This window comes from Nocardia araoensis NBRC 100135, assembly GCF_000308435.1.
GTDB classification, from domain to species: domain Bacteria; phylum Actinomycetota; class Actinomycetes; order Mycobacteriales; family Mycobacteriaceae; genus Nocardia; species Nocardia araoensis.
Map to the genome: position 1 here is coordinate 25,882 of NZ_BAFR01000204.1, position 16,955 is coordinate 42,836.

General features: G+C 69.7%; 21 protein-coding genes. 5 read left to right on the plus strand and 16 right to left on the minus strand.

Annotated features, from left to right (window positions below; genetic code table 11):
- Window positions 1-126 precede the first annotated feature (126 nt).
- Window positions 127-513, plus strand: a complete 387-nt coding sequence (locus tag ON21_RS26590; protein WP_039802130.1) for a hypothetical protein — start codon at window positions 127-129, stop codon at window positions 511-513.
- A 7-nt stretch (window positions 514-520) separates the two neighbouring features.
- Here the strand turns inward: ON21_RS26590 and ON21_RS26595 are convergent, their stop codons facing one another.
- The 6 genes from ON21_RS26595 to hemB all read right to left on the minus strand — a co-directional run bounded on the left by ON21_RS26595 (window position 521) and on the right by hemB (window position 3,763).
- The gene (locus ON21_RS26595; RefSeq protein WP_039802132.1) at window positions 521-742 is read right to left on the minus strand and encodes a hypothetical protein; all 222 of its coding nucleotides are present in this window, start codon (window positions 740-742) and stop codon (window positions 521-523) included.
- Between the two features lie 169 nt (window positions 743-911).
- A complete protein-coding gene (locus ON21_RS26600; protein ID WP_039802133.1) occupies window positions 912-1,142 on the minus strand; it encodes a hypothetical protein in 231 nt (76 codons plus the stop codon).
- 57 nt (window positions 1,143-1,199) lie between these two features.
- A complete protein-coding gene (locus ON21_RS26605; RefSeq protein ID WP_039802135.1) occupies window positions 1,200-1,460 on the minus strand; it encodes a hypothetical protein in 261 nt (86 codons plus the stop codon).
- Complete coding sequence (gene mce1N, locus ON21_RS26610) at window positions 1,457-1,939, minus strand: transport-regulating membrane protein Mce1N (RefSeq protein ID WP_039802137.1); 483 nt, start codon at window positions 1,937-1,939, stop codon at window positions 1,457-1,459. Before mce1N ends, ON21_RS26605 begins: the two co-directional genes overlap by 4 nt.
- Window positions 1,940-2,264: 325 nt before the next feature.
- Entirely contained in the window at window positions 2,265-2,780 is a 516-nt protein-coding gene (locus ON21_RS26615) for a hypothetical protein (protein WP_039802139.1), read from the minus strand.
- Window positions 2,781-2,785: 5 nt separating this feature from the next.
- Entirely contained in the window at window positions 2,786-3,763 is a 978-nt protein-coding gene (gene hemB, locus ON21_RS26620) for a porphobilinogen synthase (protein WP_039802141.1), read from the minus strand.
- A 205-nt stretch (window positions 3,764-3,968) separates the two neighbouring features.
- On the opposite strand from hemB, the gene ON21_RS26625 reads away from it, so the two are divergent.
- From ON21_RS26625 to ON21_RS26635, 3 genes are all read left to right on the plus strand, one after another.
- Window positions 3,969-4,754: a hypothetical protein gene (locus ON21_RS26625; protein WP_039802143.1), complete on the plus strand. Its 786-nt coding sequence runs from the start codon at window positions 3,969-3,971 to the stop codon at window positions 4,752-4,754.
- A 36-nt stretch (window positions 4,755-4,790) separates the two neighbouring features.
- Window positions 4,791-5,600, plus strand: coding sequence for a tetratricopeptide repeat protein (locus tag ON21_RS36075; RefSeq protein WP_051021373.1), 810 nt, complete (start codon window positions 4,791-4,793; stop codon window positions 5,598-5,600).
- 122 nt (window positions 5,601-5,722) lie between these two features.
- Complete coding sequence (locus tag ON21_RS26635) at window positions 5,723-5,995, plus strand: hypothetical protein (protein WP_039802145.1); 273 nt, start codon at window positions 5,723-5,725, stop codon at window positions 5,993-5,995.
- 335 nt (window positions 5,996-6,330) lie between these two features.
- On the opposite strand, the gene ON21_RS26640 is transcribed toward ON21_RS26635, so the two are convergent.
- The 5 genes from ON21_RS26640 to ON21_RS26660 all read right to left on the minus strand — a co-directional run bounded on the left by ON21_RS26640 (window position 6,331) and on the right by ON21_RS26660 (window position 11,863).
- Window positions 6,331-7,893, minus strand: coding sequence for a bifunctional uroporphyrinogen-III C-methyltransferase/uroporphyrinogen-III synthase (locus ON21_RS26640; RefSeq protein ID WP_039802147.1), 1,563 nt, complete (start codon window positions 7,891-7,893; stop codon window positions 6,331-6,333).
- A gap of 61 nt (window positions 7,894-7,954) precedes the next feature.
- The gene (hemC, locus tag ON21_RS26645) at window positions 7,955-9,010 is read right to left on the minus strand and encodes a hydroxymethylbilane synthase (RefSeq protein ID WP_063821138.1); all 1,056 of its coding nucleotides are present in this window, start codon (window positions 9,008-9,010) and stop codon (window positions 7,955-7,957) included.
- The gene (locus ON21_RS26650; RefSeq protein WP_039802149.1) at window positions 9,007-10,449 is read right to left on the minus strand and encodes a glutamyl-tRNA reductase; all 1,443 of its coding nucleotides are present in this window, start codon (window positions 10,447-10,449) and stop codon (window positions 9,007-9,009) included. The genes hemC and ON21_RS26650 overlap by 4 nt, the downstream gene beginning before the upstream one ends.
- 70 nt (window positions 10,450-10,519) lie before the next feature.
- Window positions 10,520-11,362, minus strand: a complete 843-nt coding sequence (locus tag ON21_RS26655; RefSeq protein WP_039802339.1) for a redox-sensing transcriptional repressor Rex — start codon at window positions 11,360-11,362, stop codon at window positions 10,520-10,522.
- 240 nt (window positions 11,363-11,602) lie between these two features.
- The gene (locus ON21_RS26660; RefSeq protein WP_039802151.1) at window positions 11,603-11,863 is read right to left on the minus strand and encodes a glutaredoxin family protein; all 261 of its coding nucleotides are present in this window, start codon (window positions 11,861-11,863) and stop codon (window positions 11,603-11,605) included.
- 223 nt (window positions 11,864-12,086) lie between these two features.
- On the opposite strand from ON21_RS26660, the gene ON21_RS26665 reads away from it, so the two are divergent.
- Window positions 12,087-13,034: an HAD family hydrolase gene (locus ON21_RS26665; RefSeq protein ID WP_051021395.1), complete on the plus strand. Its 948-nt coding sequence runs from the start codon at window positions 12,087-12,089 to the stop codon at window positions 13,032-13,034.
- A gap of 8 nt (window positions 13,035-13,042) precedes the next feature.
- Here the strand turns inward: ON21_RS26665 and ON21_RS26670 are convergent, their stop codons facing one another.
- The 5 genes from ON21_RS26670 to proC all read right to left on the minus strand — a co-directional run bounded on the left by ON21_RS26670 (window position 13,043) and on the right by proC (window position 16,925).
- Window positions 13,043-14,050: a lysophospholipid acyltransferase family protein gene (locus ON21_RS26670; RefSeq protein WP_039802153.1), complete on the minus strand. Its 1,008-nt coding sequence runs from the start codon at window positions 14,048-14,050 to the stop codon at window positions 13,043-13,045.
- Window positions 14,047-15,093, minus strand: a complete 1,047-nt coding sequence (locus ON21_RS26675; protein ID WP_051021374.1) for an NAD-dependent epimerase/dehydratase family protein — start codon at window positions 15,091-15,093, stop codon at window positions 14,047-14,049. The genes ON21_RS26670 and ON21_RS26675 overlap by 4 nt, the downstream gene beginning before the upstream one ends.
- Window positions 15,094-15,329: 236 nt before the next feature.
- Window positions 15,330-15,431: a 30S ribosomal protein bS22 gene (locus tag ON21_RS37390; RefSeq protein ID WP_003402602.1), complete on the minus strand. Its 102-nt coding sequence runs from the start codon at window positions 15,429-15,431 to the stop codon at window positions 15,330-15,332.
- 227 nt (window positions 15,432-15,658) lie between these two features.
- A complete protein-coding gene (locus ON21_RS26680; protein WP_373281156.1) occupies window positions 15,659-15,961 on the minus strand; it encodes a helix-turn-helix domain-containing protein in 303 nt (100 codons plus the stop codon).
- Between the two features lie 145 nt (window positions 15,962-16,106).
- Entirely contained in the window at window positions 16,107-16,925 is an 819-nt protein-coding gene (proC, locus tag ON21_RS26685) for a pyrroline-5-carboxylate reductase (protein WP_083880910.1), read from the minus strand.
- Between the last annotated feature and the right edge of the window lie 30 nt (window positions 16,926-16,955).

The following is a 16,955-nucleotide window of genomic DNA, read 5'->3' on the forward strand; positions in this document are numbered from 1 at the left end:
GTGCAGTGATGCAGGCCGCAGCCGCCCGGCAACACGCCGAGGTGGGGTTCGCGCGGATTTCGATCGCTGAGAGGTTGCCGGTGCGTAGTCTCAGCTCACATTCGTCCATCGTTCGGGAGGGTCTGTATGCGGATTGGCATCGTCAGCGTGGGTGTGCTCGCCGTCGTCGCGGGGGCCGCAATGGCACTCGGCGCCGGATCCGCCGCCGCGCAGCCGCTCGATCAAATCGACGATGTGCGGCTGGCCATCCCCTTGGACCACACGGCGACCACAGCGCTGGCCGGCGGGCCGATTCCCGCCGTGGTCACCATGTTCGTCCCACCCAATCGCATCGGCGCGGGGCTGAAGAGCGACTCCGCGATCTACCGCGACGACCGCGGTGCGGTGCACGCCACACTGCGCCAAGTGGTGCTGGAGGCGGCGGGCCACCCGGACGGGACCGTCACCGTCTACCTCAACGCCCCCGGCACCCGCGACGGGCGTGTGCTGGACATCTACCAGCACTGGAACTGAGACGCCGTCAGGCGTACATGCAGGGAACCTGCGCCGACATCGTGTGCAGGAAGCACATGAACCCGTTGTAGGGGCCCGCGGATCCGGAATCCGGCACGAAGATCGGCGCATCGACCGGGTTCGCGTCCTCCAGCGGCAGTCCCGGGGTCGCGCCTGCGGGCGCGGCCCCGAATCCGAGAGCGGCGGCCACGGCAAACGCGGCACAAATCTTCACGGCGAACCGGTTCATCGAACACTTTCCTTCATCGACGCACGTTCCAACTACGGCCGAAATACTAACGGCCCCAGGGCCATTCCGACCAAAGCGCGGGGTCGGCCGACGTCGGGCGCCGACCCGGGCGCCGTAGCACCGTAACCCGAGGGCGCACGGTCCGCAGCGGTTGGCAGGCAATCCGTGGCTATGTGATGCCCAGACAGAACGCGGCGAAGCCGGTCGTCACCAGACACGCCAGCGGCGTCGGCAGTGCGTGCAGCAGCGGTGCCGGCGGCGTGGCCGCGAAGACGGGCGCCACCGGAACAGGCTCGTACGGAACGGTTTCGGTCGACGCGGTGGCTGGTACGGCTGCGGCCGCGCCGATCACACCGGCCGCCACCGCGCCGAGAACTGTTCGCTGGGTGATCGGTTTCATATGATCGGCATTCCCGCGGCGCGCGACCGCAAACGGTCGCAAGCGGATTCACGCTGATCAGCGCACAGTGTCGGCGTCACGCAGCCCGCGCACGAGCCGGGCGGCGGCGTCGATGGCGAACACACCGCCCACCGCGACGAGCAGCGTGGCCAACAGCCACCAAGGCCCGGCGTAGCGGATGGCGGTGAAGCCCGGGGCGTCGCCGGACGGCGGGAAATCGGTGGTGTGCACGCCCGCACGCGCGCTCAACGCCGCTCCGATCAGCGCGAGCACGACCAGATCCAGTTCCACGAGCACCGCCACGATCCAGCGTCTCATCGGTCCGCTCCGTCCGAACTGCGCTGGACGGCCTCGGTCAACGCCGTGCGCAGCGCTTTGTGATCTCGGGCCCAGGCCTGCACCAGGCCGCCGTCGGCCAGCCGCAGCCCGATGCCGGTGCGGCGGCGCGGCACGCCGGTCAGCTCACCGAGCGCCCTGGCCGTCTCCCACTCTTCGTCGTCCCAGGAGTTCTCGTCCCGTTCCGGGAGGACCTCCGCGATCGAGCTCAGCGGCAGCGACTCGGTGCCCGAACGCAGCGTGTGGGCGGTGAGTTCGACGCTGACGTGCCGTTTGCCCGCGACCACTTGCAGCGCGACGAAACCGGCGATCAGCGCGGCACAGAACAGCAGGGCGAACCAGTGCACGTCGCCACCGGTGACGAGTTCGAGGACGAGAACGGCCCCGCACAGGATCGGCCCGTAGGCCACGGCGCGCCAGCGGGCGCCCGGCTCGGTGAACAAGACGGCCTCGGCGGTCACGCCCGACCCCCCACGGCAGCGCGCGCCGACACGGCGAAGAACGGAATCAGCGACTCAGGCCGGGCAGCAACAGCACGGCGACGGTCAACAGGGCGAACAGAATCAGCAGGCTCAAGACGGCCAGATCCCGCCGAATGCTGTGCGGCTGCTGGATCACCACTCGCATCGATGCCTCCGATCCTCCGGAGCCAGTTGCCGCGTTCCCGTACGAAATACAGGACAACGCACGACAGACGACTACCGGTTCCCACGTCCACTGTGACAACCCTCACCATACATGCCGCACTGTCTCGGACAAATTTGGAAACGTGTTCCACCGGGGGACTCAGCGCCTGCCGGGCTGGAAGTAGGCGGTGGCCTCGGGCCGGTGGGACAGATAGATGGCGCCCGCCGCGAGCACGGCCTGCACGATGGAAGCGCCGCCCGCGACGAGCGAGGCCGTCCCGGTCACCGCGTCGATGGCCAGCAGGGCGCCGACGCCGATCACCACCGACCAGGCGCCGAGCACCGTCAGCACGGTGCGCGCCCACGACTTGCCGCGCCCGAACTGGTGCACGATCACCAGGGCGAGCGCGGAGAGACCGAGGCCGATCAGTACCACCACCACGTAGACCAGCGACACCATCAACTCGGCGCTGGCCAGCGTGACCTGGGGATCCTGCATCCTGGCCTGCTCGAAGACCTGCTCGGCGAACGTGCGCCGCTGATCCAGCGCGGCGACGATCGAGGCGATCAACTGCATCACGCCGAAACCGACGACACCCCACCACAGCTGCCGCGCGGTAACGACGTCCTCCGGCATCGGGGGCCGGGCCGGGCTCGCGGCGAACGGTCCCGCCATATTCGTCACGACAGCCAGTGCGCGGCTTCGGTCGCCCAATAGGTGAGCAGGAAGTCCGCGCCCGCGCGGCGGATGCTCATCAGCGACTCGAGGACGGCGCCGCGGCGGTCGATCCAGCCGCGCTCGGCGGCGGCGGTGATCATCGCGTACTCGCCGGAGATCTGATAGGCGGCGACCGGGACCGTCGAGCGATCGGCGACCTCACGCAGGATGTCCAGATACGACATGGCCGGCTTCACCATGACGATGTCCGCGCCCTCGGCGAGATCCAGCTCCAGTTCGCGGATCGCCTCCCGCCGATTGGCCGGATCCTGCTGGTAGGTGCGCCGATCGCCTTCCAGCGAGGAAGCGACGGCTTCCCGGAACGGTCCGTAGAACGCCGAGGCGTATTTGGCGGAGTAGGCCAGGATGCCGGTGTCGATGCGCCCGGCCGCGTCCAGGCCGCGCCGGATCGCGCCGACCTGGCCGTCCATCATGCCGCTGGCGCCGAGCAGGTCGGCGCCCGCTTCGGCCTGGGCGAGGGCCATCTCGACGTAGCGGTCCAGCGTCGCGTCGTTGTCCACCGCGCCGTCGCCCGCGAGCACACCGCAGTGGCCGTGGTCGGTGAACTCGTCCAGGCAGGTGTCGGCCATGACCACGGTGGAGCCGCCCACCTCGTCGGCGAGAGCGCGCAGGCCGCGGTTGAGGATGCCGCGCGGATCGCTGGCCGCGCTGCCGATCGCGTCCTTGTCCTCCGGACGCGGCACGCCGAACAGCATGATGCCGCCGACGCCCGCCGTGACCGCCTCGACCGCCGTCTTGCGCAGCGAGTCGAGCGAGTGCTGCACCACCCCGGGCATGGAGCCGATCGGACGCGGCTCCGTCAAGCCGTCGGCCACGAACATCGGCAGCACCAATTGCCGTGGTTCCAGTGTTGTTTCGGCCACGAGACGGCGCAGAGCGGGGGTACGGCGCAACCGCCGTGGGCGGTCCATTCCGGTCATGAATCGCACGATACGCCCGGCGTGATCCGCTGTCGCGAGCGCCCGTGGCCTGCTCCGCGGCGCCGGACCCGACCCTCTGGGACAGCTACCGCGCGTTACCCGGCGATCACTCATGCCATCCGAGTGATAACAGTGTGGAAAATCACACATTACCCCCGGTGCGAAGGCGCATACTCCGACTAGGCGAGACCCGCTGGGGGACAGCATGACCGATCCGCACATCGACATCTCGCTGGCCAGAGCCGCCGACTTCGAGTCGTGGGCGGCGGTGTTGCTGGCCGACTGGTGGCCGGTGCTGACCGACGGTCTGCCCGCGCCCGCGTTCGTGCTGCGGGTCTGGCGTGCCACCGACGCCACCCGGCAGAACTTCGCAGTGGAGTTCGTCGCGCGCCAATCCGCCGCGCCCGAGGTGATGCCCGGCGCGCACGTCGCCTTCAGGATGCACGGCATCCGCCCCGACGAGCCCGAGTGGATACGCAGCCGAGGGACGCACCTGGTCGGCGGCACCGAGGACGCCACCGTCGGGCTGCGCTTCTCCGACACCGCCCGCAGCGTCTTCCTCCGCCTGCAGAGCAGGCCGTGCCAGGTGACGGAGGCGGCGGGCCGACGCCTGTGCGCCGGGGCGGAGACCAGCCTGCGGTTCCCGGACACCACCGCGGGGCCGCTGGACGTGCGCGTGGCCCGCAACAGCGCACGGCATCTGCTCGCCCAGCACAGCGCACGGCATGCCACCCCGGCCGATCCCTTACAGCTCGGGCCGCCGTATCGGGTCGCCGACATCGGCTGGGCCTTCATCTTCCCGTGGTCGACCACATCCTGGTACCTCGACGGCTCGGTGCCCACGCTCCCGCCGGGCAGCCGCGGGCCGATCGTGGTCGTCAAGGACACCGGACACACCTGGCTGCTCGACAGCCTCCGCAACTACGACGCGCAGCTGACCGCCTACGCGCACGCGAACGGGTACCGCGTCCCGATGGAGCAGGCGCGATGATGGACGACGTGGGGTACCGCGGGACAGGCTGTTGAGATGACCGAGCCGCCGAGCGAGGTCGAGTTGCTCGCCATGCAGCGGCGCGCCGAAGCGCTGTGGGACGCGGGCGACGCGGCGGGCGCCGAGCACTGGCTGCGCCGGGCCGCCGCGGGTGGCAGCGCGCCCGCGATGGGCATGCTCGGCGCGCTACTGGCGGCCGACGGGCGGATCGGCGAGGGGATTCACTGGCTGGAGACCGCCGCCGCGTGTGGCAACGAGGCGGCGGGCATGCAGTTGGGCCTGCTGCACACCGAGCGCGGGAACATCGATGAGGCGGAGCGCTGGCTGCGGCCTGCCGCCGAGCGCGGGTTGCCCGAAGCTCTCTGCAACATGGGCGTCATCGCCAACCGACGGGGACGCGACGAAGAAGCCGAGCAGTGGTACGAACGCGCCGTCCGCGCCGGAAACCCCACGGCCATGCGCAGTCTCGGCCTGCACCTGGCGCGCCGCGGTGAATTCGACCGCGCGATCGACCTGCTCACCGAGGCCGCGCGGCGGGGAAGAACCGATGCGGTGGCGGTGCTGGGTGCCCTGCACCTGGATCGCGGCGAGCCGATCGAGGGCGAACGATGGCTGCGCAAGGGCGCCGAAGCGGGCGACCCGGACTCGATGTTCCATCTCGCACTCCTGCTGCGCGCCGCCAATACTCCCTACCTCGCAGGCGATTTCGCCGACCCCGAGGTACTGCGGACCGCCGCCGCCATCGCGACCGGACGCACACCGGCGCAACTGGAAGCCAGACAGTGGCTGGAACGCGCGGCCGCACTGGGTCATCCGCAGTCGCTGCGACTGTTGCACGATCTGTGAGCCGCCGCCCGATCGGCGCTCGAAAACCCTTCTGGCCAGCGAAATTTGTCGGTCCCCCCAGGTACAATCGAAGATACGTTCGAGGGGGCTCGCCGCCCCCGATCGCCACGGGAGGGATGCCAATGCGCACACCGCAAACCGTTCTCATCGATCGCCCCTACACCCCTTTGCAGAAGCGTCCGTTGCCTCCTGGACGCCCCCGGGCGTGGTACGTCATGCACAACCGGCGACTCAAGGCGATGCGCCTGGCGATCGCGCTGCTCGACTCCGGCGTCTACGCACCGAGTTACGCCACGAACAAGCGGATCAGGCACACCGCCGAGGTGATCGGCATCCGCCCGCCCTCCGACGCCACCTGCTCCATGGTCCGCACCTTGATGCGCAGGAGGTACTGAGCGACGGGCGCTGTCCCGCGCCACTCGAAATCTGGACCCGGCACAGCGGACACCCAGTCGGCGTGCCGGTCCAACCATCTCCGAGCGAATACGCGGTACAGCGACCCACCGACTCACGCCGGTCGACCTCGGGTGTCAAGCCATCCGAACCCGCGGAATCGTGTCCATCAATCGTGCCCACTCGGGGTAGTCGGCGAGTTTGCGCTCGTGCAGCGCACCCAACCACGACTTTCGAGCGAAGCGAGACCGAGCATCCGCCGTTCGTGGCCCGGCTCGCGTCCGAGTGGCCGTCGCGTCCGCGACGAAGGAGCAAGCGGCGGTCGCTCGGACGCGAGCTACCTACTGCGGCGGCTCTTCTTACGCGGCGGCGGCAGGAGCCCTTCGGCGCGCAGGCGGGCCGCGTGTTCGGCCAGCGCCTCCACCAGCGGACCGACCTGGGCCACATCGGGCTGCACGTCCACGCGCAGGCCGAATTCGATGGCGGTTTCGGCGGTCTTGGGGCCGATGCAGGCCACGATGGTGCGGGCGTGCGGCTTGCCCGCGATGCCGACCAGGTTGCGGACCGTGGAGGAGGAGGTGAACAGAACCGCGTCGAAACCGCCGGTCTTGATCATCTCGCGGGTCTCCGCGGGCGGCGGCGACGCGCGCACCGTGCGGTAGGCCGTGACGTCGTCGATCTCCCAGCCGCGGTCGCGCAGGCCCTCGGCCAGCGTCTCGGTGGCGATGTCGGCGCGTGGCAGCAGCACCCGGTTCACCGGGTCGAAGACGTCGTCGTAGGGCGGGAAGTCGGCCAGCAGGCCCTCGGAGGACTGCTCGCCGCTGGGCACCAGCTCGGGGTTGATGCCGAACGACCGCACCTTGTCCGCGGTGGCCTCGCCCACGCAGGCGATCTTCACCCCGGAGAACGCCCGCGCGTCCAAGCCGAACTCGGCGAATTTCTCCCACACCGCGCGCACCGCGTTGGTGGAGGTGAACACCACCCACTGGTAGCGCCCGTCGACCAAACCCTTGACCGCCCGCTCCATCTGGGCGGGGCTGCGCGGCGGCTCGACCGCGATGGTCGGCACCTCCATCGGGATGGCGCCGTGCGTGACGAGCCGTTCGCTCATCTCCGCGGCCTGGTCCTTCGTGCGCGGCACCAGCACGGTCCAGCCGTACAGCGCACGCGACTCCCACCAGGACATCTTCGAGCGCTGCGCGACCACCTTGCCGATGGTCACCACCAGCGGGCCGACCAGTTCGGAGGCCGCGCTGTTCAGCGTGGCCAGGGTGGCCTCGATGGTGCGCTGCTGCCGGGTGGTGCCGCGCACCGTCACCGCGACCGGGGTCTGCGGCGCCATACCGTGCTCGACCAGGGCGCTCGCGGTCTCCGCGAGGTGACCGGAGGTCGCGTGCAGCACCAGCGGGCCGGGCGCGGCCGCGAGCGCGGCCCAGTCGACCTCGCCGCGCACGTCCGCCTCGGTGTGCCCGGAGCCGAGCGCGATACCCGCGTAGCTGGGCACCGCGGAGCCGTTGGGCAGGCCGGGCAGCACCTCGAAGACCATGTGCGAGCGGGTGACGGCGTTGACCTCGGCGATCACCGAGTCGGTGGTCAGCGGGTCGCCGGCGACCACGCGCACCACGTCGTGGCCCGCACGTGCTTCGGCGATGAGCGTCTTGGCCACCTCGGCGGGCTCGCCGAGCGCGGGCCGCACGTCGACGGGGTGTTCTCCGTCGGGCCCCGGCTCGACCGAGGTGCCGATCAGGGCGAGCACGCCCTTGTCGACGTCCGGGTCGGTGAACGCCAGCGTCGCCCGCCCGATAACCTCGCGGGCCCGTACCGTGAGCAGCGCCGGGTCACCCGGACCCGATCCGACGAAAAGGATGCGACCGGGGTGCTTCTTCGTGGCTCGGCTCATGCCTGCACCTCGCTTGCGCTCGGCTCCGGCATACCCGAGGGCACGGTGCCTATGCTTCCGCTCATCGGCTGTTCTCCATTGGGCTGGGGTTGGGCAAGTCTGTGGCGGGCGAACTCACCGCCCGGGTGGGGGAACCGTCGTCCGGTTCGGTGGCGAGCAACTCGCGCGCACCCATGTCGAGCAACTCGCGGGCAAGCGCGCGGCCGAGCTCGGCGGCGTCGTCCGGGGCGCCGACCACCGATGCCCGCAGCACGTCGGATCCGTCGACGGCCGCGGCGCACGCGCGCAGCGAGAGCTCGTCCACGATCCGCCCTTCGTCGTCGAGCGATTCGACCACCTCGGCGAGCGCGCCGATCGGCGCCGTGCAGCCCGCCTCCAGTTCGGCCAGCAGCGACCGCTCGGCGATGACCGACGCGCGGGTGGCCGGGTCGTCCAAGCCGGACAGGATCTCCACCAGCGCGGTGTGGTCGCTGCGGCATTCCACCGCGAGCGCGCCCTGAGCGGGAGCGGAGAGCATCTGCACCGGCTCCAGCGCCTCGGTGACCGCGTCCAGCCGGTCGATGCGGGCCAGGCCGGCTCTGGCCACCACCACGGCGTCCAGTTCGCCTTCGCGCACCTTGCGCAGCCGGGTGTCCAGGTTGCCGCGCAGCGGGACGATGTCCAGGCCGAGCCCGAGCGCACGCAACTGGGCGGCGCGGCGCGGCGCGGAGGTGCCGACCTTGGCGCCCGCGGGCAGCTCACCGAGGACCAGTCCGTCGCGTGCGACCAGCGCGTCGCGCGGGTCCTCCCTGGGCGGGATGGCGGCGATGGTGAAGCGTGGATCCTGCGCGGTCGGCAGGTCCTTGTAGGAGTGCACGGCGATGTCGATCGCGCCGACCGCGAGTTCGTCGCGTAGCGCGGAGGTGAACACACCGACGCCGATCTTCTGCACCGGGTCCGACGACAGGTCACCGGCGGTCTTGATCACGACCAGCTCGGCGGGCTGCCCGGCCGCGATCAGCGCGTCGCGCACCGTGCCCGCCTGGGTCAGCGCGAGCAGGCTGCCGCGGGTGCCGATGCGCCACGGGGCGCGAGTGCCGTCCGCGGTGGCGTTGCCTTCTTGGTGGACCATGGTCATGCCGTCTGCCCCTGTTCCTCGCCGCGATGGCCTGCGGTGAAGTCGTCGGCCAGCGCGATCTCCCCGTCGGCCAGTGTGATCTCGGCGTGATCGCCCGCGAGTGCGGTGATCTCCATCGGCGCGGCGACCGCTTGGGCCGCGCCCGGCTTCAGTTCGAACAATTCGCGCAACGCCTCGGCGTAGCTGTCGCCGCCCGGCGTGGACGCCAGCTGCTTGACCCGCACCGTCGGCGCGTGCAGCAGCTTGTCGACCACCCGGCGCACCGTGCGCGCGACCTCGTCGCGTTCCGGGTCGGCGAGGCCGGGCAACCGCGAATCCAGGCGCAGCAGTTCTGCTTCGACCACCTCGGCGGCGCGCTGGCGCAGCGCGGCCACCGTCGGGGTGACCTCGGCCATCCGCTGTCCGGCCAGGTACTTCGCGAGTTCGTCGGCGACGATCGACCGGGCGGCCGCGGTGTCGTCGGCGGCGGCGCCCGCGGCCGGGTCGCGTTGCAACGTCTCGATGTCGATGAGTGTGACGCCGGGCAGTCCGGCGACGGCGTGCTCCACATCGCGCGGCAAGCCGAGATCGCAGAACACCAACGGCCGCTCCACGGTGGCGAATTCCTCGCCGCGCTCGCGGTCGGTGAGCGCGCGGTGGGTGTCGGCGAGCGTCACGACCGCGCCGACCGCGCCGGTGCAGGTGACCACCACGTCGGTCGCGGCCATCGCCTCGGTGAGCCGCGACAGCTCCATGGCCTCGGCATCGACGCCGTGCGTCCGCGCGGTCTCGGCGAGCCTGCGCGCCCGCGCGATGGTGCGGTTCACCACGATGATCCGGCCGATACCCGCGCGCGAGAGATGCGCCACCGCGAGCCCGCCCATCGCGCCCGCGCCGACCACCGCGGCGGTCCGGCCCGCCAGCGGGCCGAGCACCTGCTGCGCGCGATCGAGCGCGACCGAGACCACCGAAGCGCCTGCGCGGTCGATGCCGGTTTCGGCGTGCACCCGCTTGCCGACCCGCAGCGCGTGCTGCGCCAGCTCGTGCAGGGTTCGTCCGACCGCGCGCTGCGCGTCGGCGGAGGCGTAGGCGCCGCGGATCTGGCTGAGCACCTGCTGCTCACCGACCACCATCGAGTCCAGGCCGCTGGCCACCGCGAACAGATGCTCGGCGGCGGCCTCGGAGTAGCGGACGTAGGCGTGCTTGGTCAGATCCGGCATCGGCAGGCCGGAGTGCTTGGTCAGCAGGTCGCCGATCTCGGCGAGACCGCCGTGGAAGGCGTCGACCACCGCGTAGACCTCGACCCGGTTGCAGGTCGAGACGATCATCGCCTCGGAGACATGACTGGAGGAGATCAGGCGGTCGATCAGCTTCGGCCGGTCGGTGTCGGTGACGGCCACCTTCTCGAGTACGGGGACCGGCGCGCTGCGGTGCGAGATGCCGACGAGGAGAACGCTCATGCCGTCACCGCCCCGGCACGAACGGATCCCTCCGCCGTGCTGTGCTGCATGATTCGCTCGCTGCGCTCACTCATGGTGTGACCACCGATCCCTTGCTGCTTGGCTCCGTTGCCGTATGCGAGGTTGTCGTATGCGGGGTTGTCGAATGCTGAAGTGCCGGGTGCGCGGGCGCGCCGTGCGGCGCGGGCAGGCGGTGCGCGATGCGACCCGACCCGACGTGCGCGACCTCGGGCAGGGGCTGTTCGGCGTTGCGCACCCGTTCGAACGACAGCATCTGCATCTCGACGGCCAGGTCGACGCGACGGACCTCGACCGTCGCCGGTGCGACCAGCTCACAGGGCGCGAAGCTCAGAATCGACTGCAGCCCGGACGCGACGAGCCGATCGCACACATCCTGGGCCGCGTCGTCGGGAACGGTGATCACCGCGATGGTCGGCTCCAGCTCGGCGACCGCCGCCGCCAGCTCGGCGACATCGCGCACCACCAGGCCCGCGACCGGCATGCCGATCACCTCGGGGTCGCTGTCGAGAATCCCGACCACGGTGAAACCACGCCGCTGGAAGCCGCCGTAGCCGACCAGCGCCCGTCCCAGGTTTCCCGCGCCGACCAGCACGACGCGGTGGCCCTGCGACAGGCCGAGCACGTCCTCGATCCGGGAGCGGAGCTTGGCCACGTCGTAGCCGACGCCGCGAACGCCGTTGGGCCCGAGGAAGGACAGATCCTTGCGCAATTTGGCCGAATTGACACCCGCCGCGACAGCCAGTTCCTCACTAGATACGATGGCAACACCGTCGTCGGCCAACATGGCGAGGACCCGAAGATAGGTAGCCAGCCGCGCGACGGTGGCCTGCGGGATGTCCTTCTGCAGAGCCCTGCCGGAGACGCCGCCTGGCGCCTCATGCTGCTCTGTCACGTCGTCGGCTCCTCGTCCCGGACCTCGGGCTCCGGTTCGTCGCTCGACCCCTCTGACCCGGGGACGGTCCGGTGCCATGGTGTCGAAGTTTCGGATTTCGGGGCGGCTCCGCAGCCTCGGCATGCGGGTCGCGTTGCCACCACCGTAACTGCTTGTGAAGCCCTGCACAAAGTCGGTGAAATTGGCCTCATTTTCCGCCGCGACCAGCACAGCGGCCGAATCGGACGGAAAACGGCGCACTCAGCGCTTCAGGTCGGCCCGCAATCGGGTCTCGTCGACATCGAAATAGCTGTGTTCGCGACCGTCGAGCAGCACGACGGGAAGTCGGTCGCCGTACTCCGCGCGCAGGCCAGGGTCGGTAACGGCGGCTTCGTCGACGTCCACGGTCCCCGGTTCGATACCGAATTCCGCGCAGATCACGCGCAGCTGTTCCAGCGCCGTCGCACACAGTCCGCAGCCCGCGCGTGTCAGCAATGTCACCGAATGTGTGTGATTGGTCATGACCGGAATTTAATCCTCGGCCGCAAGCCCGCGAGGGCCCGGTGCGCGCCACGCGATTGTGTCGCACGCCGCCTTCTGCCGTGACTGTCGGCCGATCCGGCTACTGTTGACATGGTTCGCGCGACGGGCGGAGGTACTGGTGCCGGAACGATCGAAGGTGGCGAGGGCCGGATTCATCGCGGGACGATTCGGTGAGTTTCCGGCGCGATGGAATCTGAGCCAGATGGGCCAGGGGCTGCAGGATCAGCTCGCCCGCATCTCGCGCAGCCCCTTCGGCCCGAGTGAAGAGGAATTGCGGGCCAATCTGGCCGGTGAGGCGAGCGCCGACGCGGCGCTGACCTTGCACGACGCCGAACTCGCCGCGGGCGAGGCGGAGCCGACAGGCCCGGAAGCGCCGCGCGACCTGACCGCGGCGGCGTTCTTCGACGTCGACAACACCATGGTGCAGGGCGCCTCGATCGTGCATTTCGCCCGCGGTCTGGCGGCGCGCAAGTACTTCAAGACCTCCGATCTGGTGGATGTCGCCTGGAAACAGGTGAAATTCCGGGTCACCGGCAAGGAGAGCAGCACGGACATGGCCAGCGGCAAGGAGAAGGCGCTGGCGTTCATCGCCGGGCGCTCGACCGCCGAACTGGCCGCTCTCGGCGAGGAGATCTACGACGAGATCATCGCCGACAAGATCTGGCCCGGCACCCGCGCGCTCGCGCAGATGCACCTGGACGCGGGCCAGCAGGTGTGGCTGGTGACCGCGACCCCGGTCGAGCTGGCGCAGGTGATCGCGAAGCGGCTCGGGCTCACCGGAGCGCTCGGCACCGTGGCCGAGAGCGTGGACGGGAAGTTCACCGGACGCCTGGTCGGCGACATCCTGCACGGGCTCGGCAAAGCGCACGCGGTGCGCACCCTGGCGATCCGCGAGGGCCTGAACCTCAAGCGGTGCACCGCGTACTCCGACAGTCACAACGACGTGCCGATGCTCTCCCTGGTCGGCACCGCCGTGGCGATCAACCCGGACTCGGATCTGCGTGAAGTCGCCAAGAACCGAGGCTGGGAGATCCGTGACTTCCGTACCGGTCGCAAGGCGGCGAAAATCGGCGTGCCCACCGCTCTGGCCCTCGGCGCGGCAGGCGGAGCGGTCGCGGCGGCGGTCACTCGCCGCCGCGACGGTCACTAGGGCAATCTCTACCCCGTGAAGACGTTGCGGCGCTTGGTGAGCAGCTTGTAGAGCGTCTGCTGGATGGTCTCGCGCACCTGATCGGTGACCTCGAACATGGTCATCGGGTCGTCGGCGGCCTCCGGCTCGTACGGCGCGGTCGGGATGGGGGTGCCGAATTCGATGTACCACTTGGACGGCAGCGGCACCGCGCCGAGCGGACCCAGGTGCGGGAACAGCGGCGTCACCGGGAAGTACGGGAGACCGAGCAGCCGGGCCAGCGGCTTGAGATCGGCCAGCTTCGGATAGATCTCCTCGGAGCCGACGATGGAGCACGGGATGATCGGCACACCGGTGCGCACCGCGGCGGCGACGAAGCCGCCGCGACCGAAGCGCTGCAGCTTGTAGCGATCGGTGTACTGCTTGCCGACGCCCTTGAACCCTTCCGGGAACACGCCGGTCAACTCACCGGACCGCAGCAGCCGTTCGGCATCCTCCCGGCAGGCCAGCGTGTGGCCTGCGCGGCGAGCCAGCACCCCGAGCACGGGCGTCTCGAAGATCAGGTCGGCCGCGAGCAAGCGCAAGGCGCGCTGCTTGGGGTGCCGATCGTGCACGGCCAGCTGCAGCATCAGGCCGTCCAGCGGCACGGTGCCCGCGTGGTTGGCCACGATCAGCGCACCGCCCGCCTCCGGGAGGTTGTCCATACCGCTGACCTCCACCCGGAACCACAGGTCCGACAGCGGACGCAAGGCGGGCAGGATGACCGACTCGAGCAGGTGCTCGTCGAAACCGAACTCGTCGACCTGGTAATCGCCGGTGAGCCTGCGGCGCGCGAACTCCGCGGTCTTGGCGATCTGCTTGCCGAGTGCGCCGCGCAGCACGCCCGACAGCGACTGGGGCGCGGCGGGCGCGACCGCCGCACGCCGCTCCACCAGCGATGTCACCGGACTCGGAGCGGCCAGCCGCCGTGGCACGGGCCGCTGGCGCGCCTCCACCTGGAGGTCGTGGAGTCGGATGACTTTCGCTACGTCATTCATTGGTGTGCTCCCGTACCGGCCCCGAGCAGGCCGAGCAGTTTGTGTTCTGCGGCGTCGATCCACGCTGGATCGACCACGGGCCGCAACGCTGCGCCCCCGATGAAGTCGTCGAACGCCTGCACCGTCGTCCAGCGCGGCGCGAACCCGAATTCGGTGCGCATGCGCGTGGTGTCCAGGCCACAACCGAAGTGGAAATAGTCGAGCTGTTCGGTGGAGAACTCCCGCAGCACGGGGCCCATGAGCAGGCGACCAGCGGTGCGGAACACCGTGAAGGGAACGGGCAACTCGATCCGACCCGCCCGCCGGACCGCCTGCGACAGCGACAGCGCGCCATCGCCCGCGATGTTGTACGTGCCGCCCGCAGCGCCGCGCGCCGCGTGCGTCAACGCCGCCACCGCGTCCTCCTCGTGCAGCAGCTGCATTCTGGCATCCCGGCCGAATACGGTGGGTGTCACCGGCGAACGCAGATATTGCACGCCACGGGCGGCCAGCCGAGGGCCAACGATCGGGGCGAATCGCAGAATTGTCGTGGCGATATCGGGACGTCGCCGGGCCAGCCCGCGAACATAACCCTCTATATCGATCAGGTCCCGGGCGAACCCGCCGCGCGGCGGTGTGCGCGCGCTCATTTCCTCGGTGAATTTCGCGGGATCCTTGGCGCTGCACCCGTACACCGCCGAGGAGGAGCGCAGCACCACCCGGCGCACCGAAGCCACCTTCTGACACACCGCGAACAGCTGCATCGCACCGAGGACGTTGTAATCCTTCATCACCGCGCGACCGCCGCCCGCGGGCGGGCGCGTCAGCAGCGCGGTGTGCACCACGGTGTCCACCTCGCCACCATCGATCACCTTACGGATCAACGGATTTCGAATATCCGCCCGCACGAATTCGGCGCGGCCCATGCGCCGCTGCAACTCTCGGCTCGGCGTCATCGTGTCGACGGCGAGAATCCGCTCGATCTCGGGCTGCTGAGCGAGCCGGGCGACGACCGTGCCGCCGAAGAAGCGGCTGGCCCCGGTGACCAGCACGACCTTCGGCACGTTCGCTTCCCGACCCTCAGAACTCACCGGCACCCGCTTTCCCTTGCCAGCCGCCCTTGTGATTATTCCCAGTGCCCAGCGTAGCGGGTACCTACCCGCGCACCGAGAGTATTAACCAGGATCTAACGATGACTTCAGTCACGTGATACAAATGCGGATTGAAAAATTTCATGTTTCAAATAAAAGAGCCCGTCACCTATTGGTGACGGGCTCGCGCAGCTACCACGCAGCGATGCCTACTTGCCGAGTTTGCGCCGCTGGACACGCGTGCGGCGAAGCAGCTTGCGGTGCTTCTTCTTCGACATGCGCTTGCGGCGCTTCTTGATCACAGAACCCATAGGGTTGTCCTCGCGTTCTCTCTACTCGGCGCGCACGCTGCCCGTGCGCGATTGCCGGACGCCCGTCTGCCCGGGCCCCGGCCGACGGGCCGGGGTCACTCGGCAAGCCTCACGCCCCGTGTTCGCGCCGCCGGATACCACGGGGCAACGAACAGCGATGCCACCGGCGGGCGAACACGAACCGAGGAGCTATCGTACCGTCACGCCCCAGCGGTCTCGAAACCGCCTCATCCGGCGTCGAAATAGGACGTTTCCAGATAGTCGTGCACCGCCTTGGCGTGCACCCGGAACGATCGCCCGACGCGCACGGCGGGCAACTCGCCCGAGTGCACGAGCCGGTAGACCGTCATCTTGGACACCCGCATCAGACTCGCCACTTCGGCGACGGTGAGAAACTGGGTGCCGCCGCCGAGCACGGGTTGCCCCTGTGTCGCGGCCTCACGCTGTGCGCGGGAATTCCCCCGACCGCCCGCAGGACCGGAGCCGCCGGACGCTCCGGAATTCGCAGACATCTTGTTCGCAGACATCATTGCACCATTGACCTCCGGCACGTCCGCGCCGCCGGCTTCCCCACCGGCGGAACAGACACGCACGTGCTCCTTGAAGCTTAGCGGGACCAGTGGTGTTACTGCGACGGGAGTGAGAAATCGGGTTTTCCGAATTTGAACAGACCGGTCACTCCGCTGATGCGCCCTGTTCGGCCGACCTTTCCTTCGATGCGAAGAGGGCTTCCCAGAATGCCGAGCGTAGTCCTCCGCGCTCCAGTTCGCGGATCGCGGCCGCGGTGGTGCCCGCGGGGGAGGTCACCGCGGCGCGCAATTCCGCGGCGGTCTGGGTCGAGCTGTCCAGCAAGGCGGCCGAGCCGACCATGGTCTGCACGACGAGCTGGGTGGCCACATCCCTGGTGAGCCCGAGCCCGACGCCAGCGTCCACCATGGCCTCCACGACCAGGAAGAAGTAGGCGGGTCCCGATCCGGACACCGCGGTGACGGCGTCCATCTGGCTCTCCGCCACGGTGACCACCTTGCCGACCGCGCCGAGCACCTCGGCCACCAGTTCCAGATGCTGCTCGCGCGCGTAGCGTCCCGGCGCGATGACGCTCATCCCCTGCCCCACCAGCATCGGCGTATTCGCCATCACTCGCACGACGGGGAACCCGGCGGGCATTTTGCCCTCCAGCCGAGCGGTCGGCACACCGGCCGCCAGCGACACCAGCACCTGATCACGGTCGCTGCCGATCTCCGCCTTGCCCAACGGCGCGAGCACGGCGTCCACGTCGCCCGGTTTCACCGCGATCACCAGCAGATCCGCGCCGATGGCGGCATCGGCCAGATCGTCGGTGACCCGGATGCCGAAGCGGTCGGCGAGCTGATGGGCCCGTTCCCGATGGGTCTCCACGACGACCAAGTCCTTGGTCAGCCGCCCGGACTCCAGCAATCCGGCGACCAACGCCTCCCCGATGCGCCCGCCACCGATCACGGCAATTCTCGTCATGGGCCTCAAGGCTAGACGGCGCGCGGGGAG